The sequence below is a fragment of the Mesorhizobium sp. WSM4840 genome (assembly GCF_055811755.1).
This window is the reverse complement of record NZ_JBVVQD010000085.1, coordinates 1-2,384: the sequence shown is the minus strand read 5'-3', so window position 1 is coordinate 2,384 and position 2,384 is coordinate 1. Positions and strand designations below refer to the sequence as shown.

The window sequence follows — 2,384 nt, the reverse complement described above, 5'->3', positions numbered from 1 at the left end:
TCGTTGTAGTAGTTCGACGCCTGCTGCACGGAGCGATGCTGGGACTGCTGCATCGCCTCGGGCAGCGGAATGCCGCGACGGGCGGTTTCAGTGAGATAGCCGGAGCGCAGGCCATGGGCGGAAAATGCCATCGGATCAAGCCCGGCCTCGGCGACGCGTCGCTTCAGGATCAGGTTGACCGCCTGCGGCGTCAGCGCGCGTTTTTCGAGATTGCCCCAGCGATCGATGCCGCGGAACACAGCCCCCTCGGTGATCCCGGCGCGTTCGAGCCAGCCTTTCAGGGCCAGAACAGGCCGGCCGACGAGCAGCACGAAGGCGTCGCTGTCGGCCTGCGTCGTCTTGGTGCGGCCGAGCCGGATTTTTAGACACGGCAGTTTGTCCAAAGAGTCGGGAGCGTTGGGATCGGCGGGTACCGGCACTTCTTCGACGATCTGCTCGAACCGGAGCGAAGCAATTTCGCTGCGGCGGCGGCCGCCTGAGGCGAAGGCGGTGATGAGAAGAGCGCGGTCGCGCACGTCGACGAGGCGGTCGCCGGCGCAGGTGTTGAGCAGGGTGGTCAAAATATCGGCGGTCACCGCCCTTTTGCTCTTGCGGCCCCGGGGGCGGGCGCTGGCGCGCACCGCGAGTTTTATGGCGCTGCGCAGGCCTGGCGCGTTGAATTTTCCCACAAAACCGCGCCAGCCGGTCAGCGTCGACCAGCTGGACAGACGCCGGCGTACGGTGGAGGGCGCGTGCGGGCCGTCGGCGCGCAGCAGGCCTTGGGTCCTGAGCGCTGCAGCCACCTCTTCGGGCATGCCGTGCGTGGACAAAAGATCGCGTTTTGCGGGATCCCACAGGTGATGGGCGACGAATTTGATCAGCAGCGCCTCCGGCGCCGGCCAGGGGAGCGAAAAACCGGTCGCGGCCAGAGACCATGCTTCGAGGTAACCGAGATCCGAGGCCAGGGCGCGCAGGGAATTCTCGCCGATGCCTTCTTTGGCGAGATGGCGCAGTGTGGCGACATCGTCGTCGGTGAGGATTTCGGCCAGAAAATCGCGGCGGTCGAATGGCAGCACCGACTCCAGCGCGTCGAGCGCCTCCGCACGGCGCAGTTTTTGGTCGGATGCGGGTTTTGGCAGGCGAAGATCCATGACGGCGGCTCAGAACAGATATTTTTTGTCGACCCAGGCGAGCAGCACGGCGGCATCGCGGTCTGGCAGGCGCACGCGGCCGGCACGCAATCCATCGGCGATGGTGTGGCCGACGTCCGGATCGACCCAGTGCCCGTGCGTCATCAGAAAGAACCAGGCGAAGGGCAGGCCAATCTCGGCGTCGATCGCCTCGGTCCGCTCCATCAGGCGGTGCACCGAAATGCCTTCTTCCAACGCCAGCTTCCCGGCGGGCATTTTGAGCGGCCGCGGGATAAAGCCGATCTCGCGCCGGCCACGATCTTCGAGATCGTGGACGTCGAAGGCCCAATGGTCAAAAATCCGGTGGCCGCAAGCGCTCGACCGCTGCCAGTCGGCAAAAAGGCGGTTCTCGCGCGGCACAAAATCGAACCAGTCCGGATTGGCGTCTAAAAACGCGGTGTCGCGCGTGCCGTCGGGGCCGACCTCACGGATGATGCGGTTTTCGAGCTCGGGACGGCCTGCCTCGCGCTGTTCCTTGCCGATGCGCGCCCGGCGCGCCAAGAAACTCCTCATGTGAACGATGCCGCCGCCGGCGCGGCCGCGCAGCCGGTAGACTGGTCCTGCGAGCTGCTGCGCCTCGGCAGCGGAATCGCGAGAAACCCAGGTCGGCTGGAGGAGATGGTCGATGCTGTTGGGGCGGTAGTCGGGATCAACCAGGGGACCGGCCAAAAACTCGATCTCGCGGCCGAGCGAGATCTGCAAAAAATCGGCGACGCCCGGCCCGGTCGGCGCAAAGGCGAAGGCGCTGGCGCCGCGCCATTCGGCGAATTTTTCTCCGGCCTGGCGATGCCGGTGCCAGAAGGCGGTGAGATCGCCGCCCAGTTCGGCCAGCTCGCTCTCGATCCAGGCGCGATGATCGCCGCGGCGGGTGCCGTCGGCAGCGACGACGGCGTGAGGGCTGCACCAATAAAAATCGTCGATCGTCGCGACGGTGAAGGCAAAGCCCGGAAAGGTCGTGTTGAGGGCAGGGGCGAGCTTGGCGTCGGCCGACCGCGCCTCCAGAGTTGCGAGCACGGTTTCGACGGAAGCGGGGTCGGGCAGGCGGACGGGTTTTTCTTCGCTCATGCCGGTGGGCCCTTTTTGCGCGGTAGAAAGCCGCGCCTTGCGTCATTCTCGGCCGCGCGGGACGTCGCCGGCGGCCATCTTGGGGCCGAAAATGACTGATTTGCGCCGCAAAAACAATCACTATCGATAAGAGGTGATTATCGATAGTGA

2 protein-coding genes are annotated in these 2,384 nt (G+C 65.5%); both read right to left on the bottom strand.

Translation table 11 applies throughout. The annotated features are described in order from the left end of the window. Positions 1 to 1,130: site-specific integrase (locus AC0L3I_RS36730; RefSeq protein WP_473530205.1), on the bottom strand; the 1,130-nt coding region annotated here is incomplete at its 3' end. Positions 1,131 to 1,139: 9 nt separating this feature from the next. Further along, on the bottom strand, positions 1,140 to 2,234 hold the full coding sequence (locus AC0L3I_RS36725) for a hypothetical protein (protein WP_473530204.1): 1,095 nt from the start codon (positions 2,232 to 2,234) through the stop codon (positions 1,140 to 1,142). Positions 2,235 to 2,384 lie beyond the last annotated feature (150 nt).

Coding starts and splice junctions, on each gene's coding strand:
- AC0L3I_RS36725 (WP_473530204.1), bottom strand. CDS start 2,234: ATGAGCGAAGAAAAACCCGTCCGCCTGCCCGACCCCGCTTCCGTCGAA.